The 16570-nt window shown below is 70.0% G+C and carries 14 protein-coding genes and 4 pseudogenes; 11 read left to right on the forward strand and 7 right to left on the reverse strand.

Annotation, left to right across the window (positions count from 1 at the left end; genetic code table 11):
- Window positions 1-194: 194 nt before the first annotated feature.
- The 4 genes from ACFY0K_RS05330 (at window position 195) to ACFY0K_RS05345 (ending at window position 5934) form a co-directional block, all read left to right on the forward strand.
- Window positions 195-1406, forward strand: a complete 1212-nt coding sequence (locus ACFY0K_RS05330) for a phosphatidylserine/phosphatidylglycerophosphate/cardiolipin synthase family protein (RefSeq protein ID WP_390638687.1) — start codon at window positions 195-197, stop codon at window positions 1404-1406.
- Between the two features lie 53 nt (window positions 1407-1459).
- Window positions 1460-2338, forward strand: coding sequence for a YihY/virulence factor BrkB family protein (locus tag ACFY0K_RS05335; protein WP_390638688.1), 879 nt, complete (start codon window positions 1460-1462; stop codon window positions 2336-2338).
- A 418-nt stretch (window positions 2339-2756) separates the two neighbouring features.
- On the forward strand, window positions 2757-3464 hold the full coding sequence (locus ACFY0K_RS05340; protein ID WP_390638854.1) for a TetR/AcrR family transcriptional regulator: 708 nt from the start codon (window positions 2757-2759) through the stop codon (window positions 3462-3464).
- 16 nt (window positions 3465-3480) lie between these two features.
- Entirely contained in the window at window positions 3481-5934 is a 2454-nt protein-coding gene (locus ACFY0K_RS05345) for a SpoIIE family protein phosphatase (RefSeq protein ID WP_390638689.1), read from the forward strand.
- 89 nt (window positions 5935-6023) lie between these two features.
- Here the strand turns inward: ACFY0K_RS05345 and ACFY0K_RS05350 are convergent, their stop codons facing one another.
- Both ACFY0K_RS05350 and ACFY0K_RS05355 read right to left on the reverse strand, forming a co-directional pair.
- A complete protein-coding gene (locus ACFY0K_RS05350; protein ID WP_388720101.1) occupies window positions 6024-6377 on the reverse strand; it encodes a nuclear transport factor 2 family protein in 354 nt (117 codons plus the stop codon).
- Window positions 6378-6489: 112 nt separating this feature from the next.
- On the reverse strand, window positions 6490-7236 hold the full coding sequence (locus ACFY0K_RS05355; RefSeq protein WP_390638690.1) for an SDR family NAD(P)-dependent oxidoreductase: 747 nt from the start codon (window positions 7234-7236) through the stop codon (window positions 6490-6492).
- A gap of 195 nt (window positions 7237-7431) precedes the next feature.
- Between ACFY0K_RS05355 and ACFY0K_RS05360 the strand changes: the two genes are divergently transcribed.
- The 3 genes and pseudogenes from ACFY0K_RS05360 to ACFY0K_RS05370 all read left to right on the forward strand — a co-directional run bounded on the left by ACFY0K_RS05360 (window position 7432) and on the right by ACFY0K_RS05370 (window position 10105).
- A complete protein-coding gene (locus ACFY0K_RS05360) occupies window positions 7432-8049 on the forward strand; it encodes a TetR/AcrR family transcriptional regulator (protein ID WP_390638691.1) in 618 nt (205 codons plus the stop codon).
- Between the two features lie 378 nt (window positions 8050-8427).
- Window positions 8428-9278: pseudogene (locus ACFY0K_RS05365) on the forward strand (IS5 family transposase).
- A gap of 62 nt (window positions 9279-9340) precedes the next feature.
- The gene (locus ACFY0K_RS05370) at window positions 9341-10105 is read left to right on the forward strand and encodes a maleylpyruvate isomerase family mycothiol-dependent enzyme (RefSeq protein ID WP_390638692.1); all 765 of its coding nucleotides are present in this window, start codon (window positions 9341-9343) and stop codon (window positions 10103-10105) included.
- 18 nt (window positions 10106-10123) lie between these two features.
- Here ACFY0K_RS05370 and ACFY0K_RS05375 read toward each other — a convergent pair.
- Both ACFY0K_RS05375 and ACFY0K_RS05380 read right to left on the reverse strand, forming a co-directional pair.
- Window positions 10124-10242: pseudogene (locus ACFY0K_RS05375) on the reverse strand (IS5/IS1182 family transposase); the annotation flags it as partial.
- A 204-nt stretch (window positions 10243-10446) separates the two neighbouring features.
- A complete protein-coding gene (locus tag ACFY0K_RS05380) occupies window positions 10447-10806 on the reverse strand; it encodes a hypothetical protein (RefSeq protein WP_390638693.1) in 360 nt (119 codons plus the stop codon).
- A gap of 60 nt (window positions 10807-10866) precedes the next feature.
- Between ACFY0K_RS05380 and ACFY0K_RS05385 the strand changes: the two are divergent.
- The 4 genes and pseudogenes from ACFY0K_RS05385 to ACFY0K_RS05400 all read left to right on the forward strand — a co-directional run.
- Window positions 10867-11552, forward strand: a pseudogene (locus ACFY0K_RS05385) (IS5 family transposase).
- A gap of 232 nt (window positions 11553-11784) precedes the next feature.
- Window positions 11785-12150, forward strand: a complete 366-nt coding sequence (locus ACFY0K_RS05390; protein ID WP_351960756.1) for a hypothetical protein — start codon at window positions 11785-11787, stop codon at window positions 12148-12150.
- Between the two features lie 662 nt (window positions 12151-12812).
- Complete coding sequence (locus ACFY0K_RS05395) at window positions 12813-13133, forward strand: hypothetical protein (RefSeq protein ID WP_390638694.1); 321 nt, start codon at window positions 12813-12815, stop codon at window positions 13131-13133.
- 81 nt (window positions 13134-13214) lie between these two features.
- Window positions 13215-13480 (forward strand): annotated as a pseudogene (locus ACFY0K_RS05400) (IS5/IS1182 family transposase); the annotation flags it as partial.
- On the opposite strand, the gene ACFY0K_RS05405 reads toward ACFY0K_RS05400, so the two are convergent.
- The 3 genes from ACFY0K_RS05405 to ACFY0K_RS05415 form a co-directional block, all read right to left on the reverse strand.
- On the reverse strand, window positions 13474-13782 hold the full coding sequence (locus ACFY0K_RS05405; RefSeq protein WP_388720093.1) for a hypothetical protein: 309 nt from the start codon (window positions 13780-13782) through the stop codon (window positions 13474-13476). The pseudogene ACFY0K_RS05400 and the gene ACFY0K_RS05405 sit on opposite strands and share 7 nt — an antisense overlap.
- Window positions 13783-13917: 135 nt before the next feature.
- Window positions 13918-15129 carry an acyl-CoA dehydrogenase family protein gene (locus ACFY0K_RS05410; protein WP_390638695.1) on the reverse strand — a complete coding sequence of 404 codons (1212 nt, stop codon included), beginning with the start codon at window positions 15127-15129 and terminating at the stop codon, window positions 13918-13920.
- A gap of 225 nt (window positions 15130-15354) precedes the next feature.
- Complete coding sequence (locus tag ACFY0K_RS05415) at window positions 15355-16245, reverse strand: NAD(P)-dependent oxidoreductase (protein ID WP_390638696.1); 891 nt, start codon at window positions 16243-16245, stop codon at window positions 15355-15357.
- Between the last annotated feature and the right edge of the window lie 325 nt (window positions 16246-16570).

The raw sequence follows: 16570 nt of genomic DNA on the forward strand, positions 1-16570 counted from the left end.
CCAGTGCGTTCACCAGTTCCCGCCCTGGTCCACGGTCGGGTTCAGGTGCTCGCCGACGAAGTGACGGCCGTGCGACCGGCAGGGAGCGCGTGAGGCCTGGAGTAACGCGGTGGCGGCCGGGCATCCGGTCTTCCGGGCTCGGATCGTCCGGCAGCCCTCGACGTTCCGTCTTCATGGCCCAGTGGGGGATTCGCGTGATACTCGACGATGTACCGGCAACTCCGGCCCACGGGGGCGTCACGTCCGGCCCGGCGGTCCGCAAGCAGCGGCTGCGCCGTCGTCTGGAGCGGCTGATAGGCGTGGCCGCCACCGAGGGGAACGACCTGTTGCCGCTGCGCAACGGGGACGAGATCTTCCCCGCGATGCTCGGGGCGATCCGCTCGGCCCGGCACACCATCGACATGATGACGTTCGTGTACTGGCGCGGGCAGATCGCCCACGACTTCGCCGCCGCGCTGGCCGCACGCGCCCGCGCAGGGGTGCGTGTGCGCCTGCTGCTCGACGGCTTCGGCGCCCAGAAGATCGAACGGCGGCTGCTGGACCTCATGGACGCCGCGGGCGTGCAGGTCGCCTGGTTCCGCAAACCCGTCCTGCTGTCCCCGTTCAAGCAGAACCACCGCTGTCACCGCAAGGCCCTCGTGGTCGACGAGGAGACCGCCTTCACCGGCGGCGTCGGCATCGCGCAGGAGTGGTGCGGCGACGCCCGCAACCCCGCCGAGTGGCGGGACACCCACGTCCAGGTGCGCGGTCCGGCCGTGGACGGCATCGCGGCGGCGTTCGCGCAGAACTGGGCGGAGTGCCACGACGAACTCTTCGACGACCGCGACCGCTTCACGGAACACCCGCAGAGCGGTTCGGCGGTGGTACAGGTGGTTCGCGGTTCCGCGAGCATCGGCTGGCAGGACATGCAGACGCTCATCCGGGTCATGCTCACCTCCGCCGAGGAGCGGTTCCGGCTGGCCACCGCCTACTTCGCCCCCGACACCTACTTCATCGACCTGCTGTGCGAGACCGCCCGCCGCGGCGTGCGGGTCGAGATCCTGCTGCCCGGCCCCCACACCGACCAGCGGGCCTGTCAGCTCGCCGGACAGCACCACTACGCGCGTCTCCTCCAGGCGGGTGTGCACATCCGCCAGTACCAGCCGACCATGATGCATGCCAAGATCATCACCGTGGACTCGGTCGCCTCCCTCATCGGATCCACCAACTTCAACCGCCGTTCCATGGACCACGACGAAGAGGTCATGCTCACCGTCCTGGACGAGGGGTTCACCGCGGCACTCGACCGCGACTACGAGGCGGACCTGGAGCGCAGCGTCGACATCGACCTCGACCGGTGGAGGCGACGGGCGGTCCTGCAGCGCGTCAAGGAGGCCGCGGTCACCCCGATCCGGCGTTTCCTGTGACCAGCCCCCGCCGCCTTGGGCGGCGGGGGGCCGGAAGTGAGAACATCCGCCCCATGGAGAGAGCGGACGGCCGTACGGCCCGCTGGTGGAGGGCGCTGCGCCGGACCCCGGCCGCCGTCTGGAACGACGACATCACGGACTGGGCCGCGGCGCTGACGTACTACGCGGTACTGGCCCTGTTCCCGGTCCTGCTGGTCGTCCTGTCGATCCTGGGCCTGACCATCCCCACGGCCAAGCCGCAGGTCATCGACCGTATGGCGCAGGCGGCCCCGCTCGCCTCCCGCGCACTGCTGCGCAGCACCCTGGGGCAGATGGCCGGACAGTCGTCGACGGCGTGGACGGTGATCGTCCTGGGCGGTGCGGCGGCCCTGTGGTCGGGGTCCAGCTATCTGAGCGTCTTCCGCCGGGCGTTGCACGCCATGCACCGGATCAGTTCGCACCGGCCGGTCTGGCGTACGGCGCCGCGCATCGTCGCCACCGCCCTCGTCCTGGTCACCCTGCTGCTGACGTCCACCATCGCGATGGCGCTCACCGGAAGCCTGGCCCGGCGGCTGGGCCGGGTGCTGGACCTGGGTACCGCACCGCAGGGGGCGTGGGACGCGCTGCGGTGGCCGGTGGTGGCCGTGGTCGCGGTCGTCCTGGTGCTGGTGCTGTACCGCTCAGGACCGGCGCCGACCCGCGCGGTCCGGATGATGGCGCCGGGCGGCGCGCTGGCGGTGGCACTGGTGCTGATCGTCTCCCTCGGGTTCACCCTCTACACCTCGCACGTCGGCACCTACCACCGCCTGTACGGCTCCCTGGCGGGCGTGGTCGTGTTCCTGATCTGGCTGTGGCTGTCCAACCTTGCCCTTCTGGTCGGCGCCCAGTTCAACGCGGAACTGGCCAAGGGAATCCGCCCACCGAGGTCCCGACCGGGGTGCCGGCGGCCATGATCAGTGCGCCACCGCGGCGCTGGCCGCCCTGTCCACTGCCGGGCGTGCTGCATGTGGACGGTGTCGAGCAGCAGCGTCATGTTCAGGGCGATGAAGACCGCGACCGCGCCCACGACGGCGCCGTTGTAGACCGGCCGCCGGAAGAGCCGCGGGTCCATCAGCGGCTCGGGCCGTCGGGACTCGACCCGCACGAATCCCGCCGTGGCCACGGCAGCCCAGGCGTATCCCGTCAGCGCCGCGGGCGACGTCCAGCCGATGTGCGGGCCTTCGATCAGGTGCCAGGATTCGGTCGGCGTCTTCATGGGCGCCCACGTTGCCCTCGCGTGGGCTAACAACCATATCATTGTTACGCAAAATATCGTAACGGTGATAAATTGGACTGATGTAAGAGCGGGCCGCACGTACCCAGACGCGGGTTCTGCGCGCCGCCGCGGAACTCCTGAGCTCGCAAGGTCGTGCGGGCATCTCGACGCGTGCCGTGAGCGCGGCAGCCGGTGTGCAGCCTCCCACCCTGTACCGCCTTTTCGGCGACAAGGACGGGCTGCTCGACGCCCTCGCGGCCTACGGTTTCGAGCAGTACCTGCGGGAGAAGCAGGCGCTCGAGCAGACCGACGATCCCGTCCAGGACCTGCGCCGTTCGTGGGACCTGCACGTCGGGTTCGGGCTGTCGCGCCCCGGTTTCTACGTGCTGATGTACGGCGAGGGCCGCTATCGCGGCGGCATGCCGGGAGGACTCGAGACCATCGCCATCCTGCGCCAGACCCTCGCCCGGGTGGCCGCGGCCGGCCGGCTCCGCATGAGCGTGGAGCGGGCCACTCAGCTTGTCCATGCCATGGGCCTGGGTGTCGTACTGTCCCTGATCGCCACGCCGCCTTCCGAACGGGACGAGACCCTGCCGACTACGGCCCGTGAACACGCACTGCGCATGATCACCACCACGGACACCGTGGGGGAGCAGGGCACGGGCGAGGACTCGTGCGCGGTGGTGGCATGCCGCGCCGCGGCCCTGCGCGAGGCGCTGTCCCGGGACCGCACCACCTCGCTGACACCGTCCGAGGGCGCGCTCCTGGCGGACTGGCTCGACCGCCTCGCCGACGCGAACTCCGCCGCGCGGTCGGCATCCTGAAGGAGGGACGGCGCCGATGGCCGGAGCCAGGAACACGATGCCGGAGGCCGGACGGGAAGCCGGGCAGTCGGCAGGCCCCGCGATGGCGGTGGTGGACGCGCACGGAGTGGTGGTCGCGTGGAGCCCGGAGGCGGAGCGCCTCAGTGGCGTCGTCGCCGACGACGCGATCGGGCGCTTCGCCGGACGGCTCCTGGCGGACCCGGAGGTGGTCCCGAGCGCGCCCGTTTTCACCGACCTGAGCCGCCGGGAAGTCGGCTGGTCCGGGATCGTCGGCCTCCGCCGCGGCGACGGACCCCCGCGGGACGTGTACCTGCGGGCCCATCCCCTCACCGAGCGCGACGGCGGGGTGCGCTGGCTGGTCACCGCGACCGAGATGACGGCCGTTCCCTCGTGGCCGATGAACGGCGCCGGTGTGCGGGCTCTGCTCACCGGGGCGCCGGTCGGCATCGCCGTTCGCGACACCGACCTGCGGTGCACCTGGGTCAACGACGCGCTGGCGCTGCAGGACGGCATACCGCGCGAGAAGAGACTCGGGCGCCGGCTGACAGAGGTGCTGCCGGGACCCGAGGCCGAGTCGGTCGAGGCGGTGATGCGACAGGTCCTGCGGAGCGGGAAGCCGCAGGTCGACCATGAGTACCGCGCGTGGAGGCCGGCGCGGCCACAGCAGGAGCACGCGTTCTCGACCTCGTTCTTCCGCCTCGACGACGCCGACGGGCGCACGTTGGGGGTGTGCGTCATGAGCGTCGACGTGACCGACCGGCAGCGGGCCCGCGAGCGCCTGGCCGTGCTCAGCGAGGCCAGCACCCGGATCGGCACCACGCTGGAGGTGATGAATACCGGTCAGGAACTCGCCGACCTCGCCGTGGCCCGCATCGCCGACTACGTCACCGTCGACCTGGCGGAGACCGTCGCGGAGGGCGAGGACTCCCTGGCCCGGCTCGGCGCGGCGAACGGCCGCGTGCCCGCGTTCCGCCGGGCGGGGGTCGCCTCGGTCCACGACGGCGCACCGGAGTCGCTCTTCGCGCGCGGAGAAACCGTGTCCGTGCCGGCTCCTTCCCCCTTCACGGAGGTCCTGGTCTCGGGCGAATCACATCTCGAACCGGTGCTGAGCACCGCGCGGGGCGCCTGGCTGGACCAGGACCGGGAACGGTTGGAGAAAGTACGCAGGTACGGCATGCACTCGCTGATGATCGTGCCGATCCACGCGCGCGGCGCGGTGCTGGGCGTCGCCGTCTTCCTGCGCATGGGCGACTCCGTGCCCTTCGAGACGGACGACCTGCGGCTGGCCGAGGAACTCGTCGCGCGTGCCGCCCTGTCCCTCGACAACGCCCGCCGGTACGTACGCGAACGCACCGCCGCCCTCGCCCTCCAGCGCAACCTGCTGCCGGGCAGGCTGCTCGGCGGGGCGGCCGTCGAGGTGGCGTCCCGCTACCTTCCCGCCGACACGGAACACGGCGTGGGCGGCGACTGGTTCGACGTCATCCCGCTGTCCGGCGCGCGGGTGGCCCTGGTCGTGGGCGACGTGGTCGGCCACGGCATCAACGCGGCGGCGACCATGGGCCGGCTCCGGGCTGCGGTGCACACCCTCGCCAACCTGGACCTGTGCCCGGACGAACTGCTGTCCCACCTCGACGACACCATCTCCCGCCTCGGCGTGGAGGACAGCGACATCCCGGAACGCGCCGCCGCGGAGTCGGGCGCCACCTGCCTGTACGCCGTGTACGACCCGGCCACCCGCCGCTGCACGATGGCCCGCGCGGGTCACCCGCCGCCCGTGATCATCTCGCCGCGAGGCGGCATGTCCGTCCCCGACCTGCCCGCCGGTCTGCCGCTCGGTGTCGGACCGGCCTCCTTCGAGTCCGTGGAGGTGGACCTGCCCGAGGGCTGCGTGATCGCCTTCTACACCGACGGTCTGGTGGAGACCCGGGATCAGGACATCGACGCGGGGATACGACGGCTCGGAACCGCCCTCGCCCGGCCGGCCCGCCCCCTGGCCGAACTCTGCACGGCAGCGTTCGACACCCTGCCGTCCCGGGCCCTGGAAGACGACGCCACGCTGCTCCTGGCACGGCCCCGATCGCTCCTGCCGTCGCAGTTGGCCACCTGGGACCTGCCGAGCGATCCGGTCGTGGTCGCGCACGCCCGGGCCCTGGCCACGGCCCAGTTGACCGGATGGGGACTGGAGGGCCTGGTCGCCACCACCGAACTCATCGTCAGCGAGCTGGTCACCAACGCCGTGCGCCACGGCGCCGGTCCCATCACCCTTCGCCTCATCCGGCACGAGGTGCTGGTGATCGAGGTGACGGACACCAGCGACTCCGTCCCTCGTCTGCGCCACGCCCGTCCGACGGACGAGGGCGGGCGCGGTCTCTTCCTCGTCGCACAGCTCGCCGGCCGGCGGGGCACCCGCAACTCGTCCAGGGGCAAGACGGTCTGGGCCGAACAGGAGATCAACCCCCCTCCGTCCTGAGAGCGCGGACATCGGACGGGCCCCTGTGCGCGGCCCGTTGCGGGACCGTTCCCCGCAACGGGCGCTTCCGCTCAGGCGGTCGCTTCCGCTCAGGCGGTGAACAAAGTGAGCAGGGTGGCGATCCTGCCGTCCCGGACGGTGATGATGTCGATGCCGCGTGCGGCCGGTTCGCCCGCGGGGCCGAACGCCCAGGCGAGGGCGCCGTCGTGCGGTCCGGCGTAGCGGCGGCCCTCCTCGGTGAAGCCGAACTCCGGCGGCACCTTGTCGAGCAGCGCGCGGGCCTTCTCCTCAAGCGCGTCCCAGCCGGTGCTGACGCCTTCCGGGTCGGTGAACACGACGTCCTCGGTGTAGATCCGTTCGATGGCCGCGCGGCGGCTGTCGGGGTCGCGGTTGCCGAACACTTCGTGCAGGTTCGCGGCGAGCAGCTCGGTCACGGTGTTCATGGTGTTCTCCTCAGAGGGTGTTGCCGGGACGGCCGGCCGCCGCTGGTCGCGGCCGGCCGCCCCGGTCGGGTCGGGGAGGGATGGGGAGCCGGTTTCCGGGCCGGCGGACCGGTCAGATCTGGCTGGCGCCGCCGTCCACGTAGATCTCGGCGCCGGTCATGTAGCTGCTGGCGTCGGATGCGAGGAACAGTACGGTCTCGGCGATCTCCTCGGGGCGCCCGAGCCGGTTCATCGGTACCCCGGCGGCGAGTCCCTTGAGCAGCTGCTCGGCGGAACCGGGGTCGCCGGCCAGGCCGCTGAGGCCAGGGGTCTCGATCGGGCCCGGGGCGATGCTGTTGACGCGGATGCCACGGGTGACGAGTTCGGCGGCCCAGCTGCGGGTGAGCGAGCGGAGGGCGGCCTTGCTGGCGGCGTAGACGCCGAACGACGCGGCCCCCTTGGTGTCGATGTTGGAACTGGTCACAATGACCGAGGAGCCCGTCCTGAGGAGCGGCAGCGCCTTCTGCACGGTGAACAGGGTGCCGCCGACATTGGTGTTGAACGTCTCGGCGTAGTGCTCCCAGGTGACGTCGGGCAGTGCCGCGAACTCTCCGCCGCCCGCATTGGCGAACACGATGTCCAGGCCGCCGCGCTCGGCGACAACGGCGAACAGCCGGTCGAGATCGGCGAGGTCGGCGACGTCGGCACGGACCCCGGTGGCCCGGTCGCCGATCGAGGCCACCGCATCGTCCAGGGCTTCCTGCCGGCGCCCGGTGAGGAACACGTGCGCGCCCGCCGCTGCGAGCCGCCGGGCGGCGGCCAGGCCGATGCCCGAGGTGGCCCCGGTGACGAGGGCGGTCCTGCCGTCGAGCTGTCCCATGATCGTTTCTCCTTGTGTGGGGTTGCTTGTCCGTGGATCGGACACGCGCCCGGTCCGGCCGGGACGCCCGCCGCGCTGTTCCACGACGACCACTCCATTTCCGTACCGTTCGATACCGAATAACGGGAGGGACCTCCCGGTTATTTCCGTACCGTCCGGTTAAGATTTAGGGGACGGCTTGGAGCGGGGGTGTGCATGGCCGAACGAGGCAGGCCTCGGGGCTTCGACGCCGACGCGGCACTGGACCGCGCGGTGGAGGTCTTCTGGCGCCAGGGATACGAGGGCGCGTCGCTGAGCGACCTCACCGAAGCCATGGGCATCAACCGGACCAGCATGTACGCGGCCTACGGCAACAAGGAGGAGCTGTTCCGCCGCGCCGTGGCCAGGTACGCCGAGGCGGACATGGCCTATGCCCGAGACGCACTCACCCGGCCCACCGCGTACGCCGTCATCGAGGCCTTCCTGCGGGCCAACGCGGACGCGCTCACCCGCGCCGACCGCCCGCCCGGATGCCTCTCCGTCCAGGGCGGCCTCGCCGAAGGCGGCGACAACGGCCATATCGCCGCGTTCCTCGCCGAGAGCCGTCTGGCCGGCGAACGGGCGCTGGCCGATCGGCTGGCCCGCGCCGTCGCGGAGGGCGACCTGCCCGCGGACACCGATCCCAGCGCGCTGGCTCGCTACGTCATGGTCGTCAGCGAGGGCAACGCCGTCCACGCGACCGCAGGCGCGGGACGTGCGGCACTCCACGCCACCGTGGACATCGCACTGCGCGCCGTCCCTGGCCACGACACTGGAGCCCCCGGACCCGCGTGACACCGCCTCGGCCGCCATACGTGCCGCGACAAGGCCTCCTGCCCCAGGTGCCGGCGTCCCTCACCGGACGGGCCGTTGGCGTGGTCGGAGGGATGCCGGTGCAGTGACCGCCCCCGGTTGCCGGCGCCCGGGAGGACGCTCGGGGCGCGCGACGCCGACCGTACGTCGACACTCCGGCCCGGCAAGTCCCTCGCCAGGGCCTCCTCCCGCTCGGTGCCGTAAGTGCCGAGACGGGGAGGCCGGTCCGCACCCGGAAGCGGGTGCGGACTCCATAGGAGCGACCGGCAATAGGTGTCGGCGAGGTGGCCCGGGCGGCAGAACGGGCACGGGTCCACGTGATCACGGAGTTTTCACGCTCAGTGATCACGAAGGACAGCCGTGCCCGCGCTGCCATCTTGTCTGCTCGAACCCCTCTGGGACCAGTTCGCCGCACTCCTACCCACACGGCCGGAGTTCGCCGCGGGGCACCCGCTCGGCTGCCACCGCCGCAGAATCCCCGACCGGACCGTGTTCGAACACGTGGTGCTCGCGCTGGTCCACGGCCAGGGTTACGAGAGCCTGTCCAGTCCCGGATGCTCCGACCGCACCATCCGCCGACGGCTCAAAGAGTGGGCCGCGCTTGGCATTTCCGAGGCCGTCCACACCATCGCGCTCCAGGCGTACGACCGCATGATCGGCCCGGAGCTGTCCGAGATATCCGTCGACGGCTGCATCACCAAGGCCCCGTGCGGCGGCGAGTGCGCAGGCCGGTCCCCGGTCGACCGCGGGAAGCAGGGCCTGAAGCGCTCGCTCGCCTCCGACGCGTGCGGCGTCCGCTCGGCCTGGTCGCCGCAGGGGCCAACCGCCACGACCCACCTCTCCTCGGCCCGACCCTCGAAGTGGCCATCGGACAGGTGGGACCCGTGCCCGAGGATGTGAACGTCAACCTCGACCGGGGCTACGACAACAACAAGTCCCGCACTCTGCTCGGGGAGTTGGGCTTCACCGGTGAGATCGCCCGCAAGGGTGTACCCGCCCCGATCCAGGCCGGCAAGCGGTGGACCGTGGAACGGGCGCACTCGTGGATGAACGGCTACGGCAAGCTCCGGCGCCGCACCGAGAGGAACGGCGCGGTCGTCGAGTTCTACCTCCACCTTGCCGCGACTCTCGTCACGCTCGGCATGCTCATCCGACGCTCGACGAGCCGGTACCGCTGGGACGGCCACCCCACTACCCGACGCCTCAAGTGATCCATCTGCCGGTCGGTCTTAATCGAGTGCGAGAGTTCCGGTCCGGGTGATACAAGGTCCGCGTGACTGATCATCTCTACTTCCCCACCCTGCTGCGGATGATTGACGAGCGTTCCGCCGCGTTCCGCGCCGCCGTCGCCGCGGCCCCCAGCCTCGACGCCGACGTCCCGTCCTGCCCGGGCTGGACGCTGTACGACCTGGCGAACCACCTCAGTGAGGGGGACCGCTTCTGGGCCTACATCGTGCTGAACACCGCGCCGGGCGACGAACGGCCGAGCAAGGACGGACTGGCGGCGCCCAGGGAGCGCGAGGCCCTCATAACCTGGCTGGCCGACTCGACGGAGCAACTGCTCACTGCTCTGCGCGAGGCCGGCCCGGACCGGGGCTGCTGGGCCTGGTGGGAGCCGCTGGCCTCGCCGCACACGGTGGCCGCCGTGGCCCGCCGCCGCGTCCCGGAATCGCTGATCCACACCTACGACGCCCAGCTGGCCTCCGGTAACCCGCAGGAGCTGCCGACGACCGAGGCGGTCGACGCCATCGAGGAGTTCCTCGCCACCGTCTGCACCGTCACGGTCCCGTGGCCGGGCGAGCCCGCCACTATGGACTACCACGCAGCCGACGCCGGCTCCTGGCGCCAGACGGTGGACGCCGCCGGTTCCCGCTTCACCCGCCTCACCGCGGCGGAGCCTGCCGAGAGCAAGCCCACCGCCGCCATCTACGGCACGACGAGCGAGATGGCCCTGCTCATGTACATGCGCATCCCGGTCGGCTCGCTGCGGATCGAGGGCGACGCCGACCTGCTCCAGCAACTGCAGAACTGGGGCTGAGGCCGACCGGCAGATGGATCACTTGAGGCGTCGGGTGGTGGGGCGGCCGTCCCAGCGGTAGCGGCTCGTCGAGCGTCGGATGAGCATGCGGAGCGTGACGAGAGTGCGGCAAGGTGGAGGTGGAAGTCCACGACGCGTAGCGGGAGCCGTGGACCAGTGCGAGCACGATGTACCCGAAGACGGTCCGGTCTGAAATCCGTCGCCGGTGGCAACCAGCGGATGGCTCTTGGCGTATCCCTTCCGCACGGCAGCAGAGCGGCGAAGTGGTCCCACAGGGGTTCCGAAAGGCATGCTGGGACCGCAGGCACGAGCCCTCCGGGTGATCACAGAGCGGGAACCTGTCAGTCGTCGAGGCGTTGAAGGATCTGTGTGAACTCGCCGTTCTGGATCAGACCGGTGAGGACCTGGGTCATGTTGCTGACGCCGGCATCGCGGACGATGAGCCCGTCCGAGCACCAGAAGTAGCGGCCCGCGAGGGCTTCCCCACTGACAGCCCATCGCTTCATGAGGATCTCGACCTGAGCGAGGGTGATGATGGTCGCGCTCCACCGGGAGCCGTCCTTGAGGTCCACGAAGACGTCGACGTTGTCCACGGACTCCAAGTCCTCGCCGGCATTCGGCAGGAACCTGGCCTCGAACTGCGCTGTGTGGACGCGGTACCAGGGTCCGTCCCAGCTGCCCGGCGTTGTGCCGTGGCTCATCGGGCGAGTGTGCCGGGCTGATTCGGCCTCCTCACCGCTTTGTTCCGGCACGCTTCCCGCGTGAATGGCGATCTTGTGTCCGATGACCTGTGGGAGCGGACAGCACCGCTGACTCCGGCCCGGCCGCCGCGGCGTCACCGGTTTCCCGGACGGAAGCCCGTCGACGACCGAACTGCGCTGGCCGGGACCATGTATGTCCTGCACAGGGGCGTGTCCTGGGCAGACGTCCCGTCCGAACGCATCGACTGCTCCGGTGTCACCTGCTGGCGGCGACTGCGAGACTGGACCGAGGCCGGGGCCTTCGCCGGTCGACCGCAGCCGTCCCGGCAGCAAGCCCACGTCATCGTCGACCGCCACGGCACCCCGCTTGCCGTCTCGCTGACCGGCGGCAACCGGCACGACGTCACCCGGCTCATCCCGCTTCTGGAAGCGATTCCGCGCATCCGGGGCCGACGTGGCCGTCCGCGCCACAGGCCGAAGCGCCCGTACGCCGACCGAGGCTACGACTTCCACAAGTACCGCCGACTCCTGTGGGCCCGCGGCATCGTCCCGAAGTCGCCCGACGCGGCGCCCCGCACGGCTCCGGCCTGGGCAAGACCCGTTGGGCGGTAGAGAGAACCTTCGCGTGGCTGCACCAGTTCAAGCGCCTGCGTATCCGCTTCGAGAGACGCGCCGACCTCCACCAGGGAATGCTTCAACTCGCCTGCGCCATAGTCTGCTTGAGACGGCTACGCGCCGCATTGTGAAACGATCAGTAAGTCCGGCGACGCGCAGCGTGATCTCCGCCTCGGCCCGGCGTCTGGCGGGCAGCGCGCGGTGTGGGGGACTTACCGGTGGGTCTCGCCGGGTCCTTCCCTTCTCGAACCAACAGGGCCCCTGTGCCGGTGAGCTGAGAAGCTGTGTCTGCATGGCGAGACCAAGCGCCTGGGATGAGCACTCTATGCTGGCCCACAGCAGGACAGGGGGAAGGGGCGGCTGGTGGACTGGTTCTGGTGGGTTCTCATCATCTTCTGGACGGGTGGCTTCGCGTGGGCAGCCGAAAACGTCCGTACCGCACTGCGCAACCGGCATGAGCGCAAGTTGCAGTTGCTGGAGGCGGCGAAGCAGGAACGGTTGGCCATCGAAGCGGCGCACAAGCCGCCGGAGCCGGTGTGTGGATGCACGCACCATCTCGCTAAGCACGACAAGCAAGGCCAGTGCCACGAACGCGTCGAAGTGCCAACGGCCTGGGATGAGAACAAGAGACCGCTGCGCTACGAGGCTGGCCGATGCAACTGCCAGCAGTACGTGGGACCGCAACCGCTGTCGCACGTGTTCGCGGAGGACCTGACTGACCTCGCCTGACCAGGATGGGCAGGGACGGTGTTCCCCGGCTGCGGCTGATCGTGGTCACGGAAGACGATGCGGGGCCGGGATGTGTCGCGGATGCGGTGGTCCGCTGAAGCCGTCGGCGAAGGCGACCGCGGCGTTCTGTTCGTCGGCTTGCCGCTCGCGGCACTGGCGCCGGCTGCGACGGACGAGGGCGAGGACCGAGTCGGTCCAGGCTGCCCGGACGGTGAATTGCCCAGAGTGCGGAGCGAGTTAGAGGCAACATCACCGTCTCCGGCCTCGCGCGCGCCGCCCGAGTCGATCGCAGCTTCCTCAACCGTCACCGTGATCTGCTCGAACGCGTCCACGCTGCCGCCGCCACGCCTGTTCCGGAGGGCCGACGGGCTGCTGTCACACGAGCCTCCCTGCAGGCCGACCAACTCCAGCGACGCATCGCCATGCTGGAACTCGAAGCCGTCCGTGCAGCCAACAGGCAGCTGACCCGTGCCTTGAGCCGGCACCGTACCGGGACGTCGTCAATCGCATGATCGGACAGCTCTACCAGCGCCTCCAGCACGGCGAACGGTTCGACGAGCTGGTCGCCTTCCTCACACCACCCTCGGTGACCGAGACGACTGCTGCCTGACCTGTCGGCAACGCACTTTGCTCAGGTCGCGAACGCAGTAGATCATTCCCAGATGAGACGCGAAGTCCAAGCATTCATAGCCGACGGCCCCCTCCCCGACGGGAACGCCGACGAGCAGGAGATCGACCGACGAGTCAGACAACTCGAATCCATCTCCGCGCCCGTCACACCCGACGAGGCGCAAGCCCTGGCAACCTGCTTCGGCCCCGACGAGTGCTACGGCGTCGCATGGTCACTGCTGCACCTGATCGAGACCAGCCCAGGACCCGTACCGCTGGTCACACTCCCTGACCCTGATGCCCACGACTGGCACCACACGCTGTGGAACCGCTGGGGAAACCACGGAGTCACCGACGAGAACTTGACGCGTTAGAGCCCCGAGGTGTCTGGACAGGGCCGTTCACCGGGCTGAGCCCGCCCTGCTTCGGCAAACCGGTGAACGCCATGCGTCGCGCGAGGCTACGACTTCGACAAGTACCGCCGCCTGCAGTGGAAGGGCGGCATCAAGCCGATGGTCGCCGACGCGGCGTCACTCACGGAAGCGGCCCGGGCAAGGTCCGGTGGATGCCCGAGCGCGCCTTCGGCCGGCTGCACCAGTTCAAACGGCTCCGGATGCGTAACGAGCGTCGCGCAGACCTCGACCAGGGCTTGCTGGAACTGGCTTGCGGCGTGATCTGCCTGCGACGACTCCAGAAGAGTCACCGCTCTCCGAGTCAGTAACGAAGGCGAGCCTCGGACCCGTCGATGCGCAGCCAGCAGTCCTTGACTACCCGCAGTAAGGACCGCCCGCCGCCGACCGGAACCAGCATGAGGTCCAAGTCGAGCAGCGGCTTCAGCACTGCAGCAGTCCTAGACCCATCTGGATCCGGACCCCGGAGAGCTGTTAAAGCCTCGAACACGAACCTCACGTTCTCCCATCCCGGCCCCGGCACGAAGCGCGCCAAGAAGAAGGGCTGGTCACAGCCGTACTCATCCAGCTCACCGAGCAGGACATCCCCCTGCAGAAGCTGCCACTGCGTCACGACCCGCCTCCGTCCTCGACCACCCAGCCGGTGACGGATCCTCGCACGATCGTCGGACCAAGGACGTCGTTCCGAGACGATCAGTCAGGCGCGTCCCCTCGCCCGCAGCGAGACCCGTCCCGCAGGGACCGGGTATTAGAGGAAAGGCGTCCCGGCGTCGAGCCCTGAGAGCACCCTCCCGTACAGCTCCAGGTTGGCGGCGGGATTGACGAACGAATGCAGGTTCAGGGCGTTCAGGTCCCGCACGATCCGCTGGATCGGCACCTCCCGGTGCAGGGACGAGGCACCCGAGGCGGATCCGACCAGGTCCGCGGCCTCCTTGCACAACCGCGCCAGATACCCGCACTGCGCCCTGATCCGGGACCGCTCCTGGGTCGTGTAGGACGCTGCGTCGGCCACCCGGGATTCGATCAGCCCCACGAAGTCGGCGGCGAGCAGTTCCGCGGAGGAGACCTTCATCGCGGCCTCGGCGAACTGGAGATGCGTCACCGGGGCCTCGTGCTGGCGCTCGTAGAGGGTGTACGTGATCCCGCGCTGGTGAATGCGTTCCCCGAACTCCGTCAGAGCCGCCCGCGCCAGACCGAGGGCGTTCGCGGCCGTCCAGGCGCAGAACAGCAGCAGCACCGGCATGTGGTAGAAGGGGTCGGCACCGTTGCGCTCCGACGGAATCGCGCCCGCCAGCAACGGCCCGACCGGCAGTACGCGATGGGAGGGTACGTGAACCTCCTGCGCGATAACGGTGTTGCTGCCGCTCCCGGCCAGGCCCGAGACGTTCCAGTCGTCCAGGACCTTGAGATCGGTCATGGGGATCGCCAGCCACAGCATCTCCGGCGGCCCCTGCCCGGTGTCCGCCGACGCGGTCAGCAGATGCCAGTCGGCGTCCTGACAGCCGGTCGCGAAGGGAGAGTTCCCGCTCACCACATAACCGCCGTCCACCGCAACGGCCTTCGAGCCTGGGATGAGCGTGCCACCCACCCGTACATCGGGATGGGTGAAGATCTCGTCCTGTGCCTGGTCGGGGAACAGGGCCGCGATGAACGCGCACCCGGCCTGGATCAACGCCATGAACCCGGCCGATCCGCAGGCGGCGGAGACCTCGCTCAGCGCGTCGACCTGCGTCCGCAGCGAGCTCTGGTAACCCCCATGGCGGCGGGGAACGTTCATCCGGTGGATCCCGGCCCCCGCGAGAGCCTCGACGACCTCCTCGGCGACTCGCCCTTGCTGCTCCGCACGCAGGGCGTGAGAGCGGACGAGGGGGTGGAGCGCGCGTACGCGTTCGACGAGATCGGTGTCCGAGCGAGGTGCTGACGAACCGGCCAAGTGGCGACCTCCGTTCTCGGGACCCAACGGGAACCCTCACCGTCGCGCCGATCCCGTCCGCTGTCAACGCGCCGTCAGGCCAACGAAGTTGATCCGCCCTGCTCTGGCGTGAACCAGGAGTTCCCCCTGGCTCACCCGGACCGTCCACGACGCCGGAGACGCCACCCGCTCCAGCCCCTACCTACGCAACCGCCCCCGACCGGCTCTTCCCCCCGCGGGGTAGCCGCGCAGGCCTTTCGGCCTCCCGACCGGTCAAGGGCGCAGCAAGGTGCCGGCGACCTCCTCCAGGAGGGCTACGGCGAGAAGTTCGCCGTTCGCGGGTCCGAAGCGTTCCAGGGCCCGCCGGTGGAGGCGCAGTACGGCGTCGGCGATCGCGTGCGGGGTGCCGAGGTCGCGGGCCTCACCCGTGATGACCTCGAGCTGGTCGCGGATGCGGTCGAGTCCGTAGGAAGGGAGGTAGTTCCCGGCGAACAGGGCCGACAGGTCCCTGCGGATGAAGTCGCTCCCGGCCGCGCTGTCGGCGAGTGTGTCGCGCAGGACGCCGAGGTCGATGCCCGCTCGGCGGCCCAGCAGAAGTGCCTCGGCGGTCGCCGCGGCCTGCCCGAACCAGAGCAGGTTGATGAGGAGCTTCGTCGTGTAGCCGGTTCCCGGGCCGCCCATGTGACTGATCCGGTCCGAAGTCGTCACGGCCTCCAACAGGGGCCTGTACCGGTCGAGGACTTCGGGAGAACCGCCCACGAACAGCCTGAGACGCCCCTGTTCGGCATCGTCGGGGCTGCCACCGACGGGTGCTTCGAGGACGTCGACGCCATGGGCACGCGCTCGTTCCCGCAACACCTCCGCCACCGCGGGGGCGTTGCTCGTCATGTCTATCCATACCGCCCCGGAAGCCAGGACGGAGAGCACGGCGTCCTGAAGTGCCGCCTCGGCCTCGTCGGGCCCAGGCACGACGGTGACCAGTACGTCCGCACCGGCCGCGGCCGCGGTGACGGACGACGCCCAGTCGGCGCCCAACGAGCGCACCGCTTCTTCCCGCTCGGGACGCAGATCGAAGGCCGTGACCACGTGCCCCGCCGTAACGAAGCGTCCGCACAGAGGCGTCCCCATACGGCCGACGCCGACCAGGGCTACACGCGAGAGCACAGAATCACCGCCATGTCAGTCGTTGCGTCCGTCGTTTTGCTCCGGCTCACCCGCAGGGCCGACGGCTGTCCGGCCCTCTGGAGGTATTCGGGATCACCCAGAGGATCACTGTGAGCATCGTAGGTCTGCTCCGGTGCCCCGCGTCGGGCCGTGCGCGCTGCCGGCTGCCTGAGGTGGCCTGTCGACGGCGAACGCCTCTGGCGCGTTCGCTCTGTCGGGCTGCGCCGATGCGACCGAAGGCAGTGCGACCGAAGGCAGTGCGACCGAAGCCAGTGCGACCGAAGTCAGTGCGGTCGAAGCCGGTGCGGTCGAAGTCGACGGCCCG

The organism is Streptomyces sp. NPDC001507 (genome assembly GCF_042894765.1).
Classification (GTDB): Bacteria; Actinomycetota; Actinomycetes; order Streptomycetales; family Streptomycetaceae; genus Streptomyces.